This is a genomic window from Arthrobacter sp. HMWF013 (assembly GCF_003061105.1).
GTDB lineage: Bacteria > Actinomycetota > Actinomycetes > Actinomycetales > Micrococcaceae > Arthrobacter.
On record NZ_QAIQ01000395.1, the window covers coordinates 1 to 1,797 of the forward strand.

Annotated in this window: 1 protein-coding gene and 1 pseudogene; both read left to right on the plus strand. The window is 63.4% G+C overall.

Features of this window, described 5'->3' with window-relative positions:
* The coding region (locus tag DBR22_RS14675) for an aminopeptidase P family protein (protein ID WP_108599632.1) at nt 1-1,280 on the plus strand (1,280 nt) is incomplete at its 5' end.
* Between the two features lie 214 nt (nt 1,281-1,494).
* A pseudogene (locus DBR22_RS24565) lies at nt 1,495-1,797 on the plus strand (ABC transporter substrate-binding protein); the annotation flags it as partial.

Genomic DNA, 1,797 nt, shown 5'->3' on the forward strand with positions numbered 1-1,797 from the left:
CGGGTCTGGGCCTGGACCATGAGCCCGACGCCGTGCTCATCCTGGAACCGGTAGCTGAGGGAACGGGCGACGGCGGCGGTCACCACCGGGCCACGCTGTACTTCCGCCCCCTCGCCGGCAGGGATACAGAGCAGTTCTACGCAGACTCCCGTTCCGGCGAGTTCTGGATCGGTGCGCGGCCCACGCTGGCAGAGTTCGAAGCCCGCCTTGGCCTGGCCACCGCCCACATCGATGAGCTCGAAGGGGCCATCACCAAAAACGTCGGTGCTCCCGAGATCGGCGGCATCTCCATCCGACTGGTCCGCAAGGTTGATGAGAACATCGATGCCCTGGTGGACACCGCCCGCTACAACACCGCCAAGGATCCCGAGAACCTGGACCTCGCCGTCCTGGATGCACTCGACGAAAAACTCTCCGAAGCCCTGTCTGAACTCCGCCTGTTGAAGGACCAGTGGGAGATTGAGCAGATGGAGACGGCCGTGGCCGCCACGGTGGAGGGGTTTGTCGAAGTGGTCAAGTCCCTGCCGCGCGCGCTGACCCATCTCCGCGGCGAGCGGGTTGTTGAAGGCGCCTTCTTTGCACGTGCCCGCGAAGTAGGCAACGAACTGGGCTACGACACCATCGCTGCCGCCGGCAACAACGCCACCGTGCTGCACTGGACCCGGAACACCGGCCGGATCAACGCCGGTGAACTGCTGTTGCTGGACGCCGGAGTGGAAGCCGACTCGCTGTACACCGCAGACGTCACCCGGACCCTGCCGGTTAACGGCAGGTTCACGGACATCCAGCGAAAAGTGTACGAGGCCGTCCTGGAGGCCGCGGACGCCGGCTTCGCAGCCGCCAGGCCCGGCACAAAGTTCCGGGACATCCATACGGCGGCAACCACGGTACTGGCAGAACGCCTCGCCGAGTGGGGCCTGCTGCCCGTGAGCGTCGAAGAAGCCGTCAGCCCCGAGGGCCAGCAGCACCGGCGCTGGATGCCGCACGGTACCAGCCACCACCTCGGCCTGGATGTGCACGACTGTGCGCAGGCCAAGCGGGAACTGTACCTCGACGGCATCCTGACCGAAGGCATGGTGTTCACCATCGAACCCGGTCTGTACTTCAAGAATGAAGACCTGGGCATTCCCGAGGAGTACCGAGGCATCGGGGTCCGGATTGAGGACGACATCCTCATGACGGCCGACGGCCCGGTCAACCTCAGCGCCGCGCTGCCGCGCAAGGCGGCCGACGTCGAGGCCTGGATGGAAGGGATCTACCGCGAGGAGCTTGGCAACTGATGCCACTCTTTGGCAACACGCCCCTGGAACCCGCAATGACGCGGTTTCCAGGGGATTCCGGCCACCCATGGTGACGCTCCGATAACAATTTCTTGGCAATCGCTTGCCAAGAACATTCCCAGTGCATACGCTGAGCCCGGAGAAAGAAATCGTAGACTGGGCTCAGTTTCGGTTCTCTGCCAATCTATGCCTTCAAAGGAGAAGTTTCATGGGTATGTCAAAACCACGTCGCCTCGGTGCAATTGCCGCCGCGACCATCTCTGCACTGATGCTTGCCGCATGCGGCGGCTCAGGCGGGTCAGCGGGCCAAACCTCCGGAGCTACGCCCGGCAAGGTGGACGGCGCGGGTAAGACGCTCAACGTTTTGATGAACGTCACCTCGCAGTATCCCCAGGAGCAGCAGGCCTGGTTCAAGGAAATGGGCGCCAAGTTCAAGGCGGAAACCGGAGCGGACATCCAGTGGGAAACGTTCGCTACCGCCAATGATGAAATGACCCGGATCCAGACCTCCGTGGTC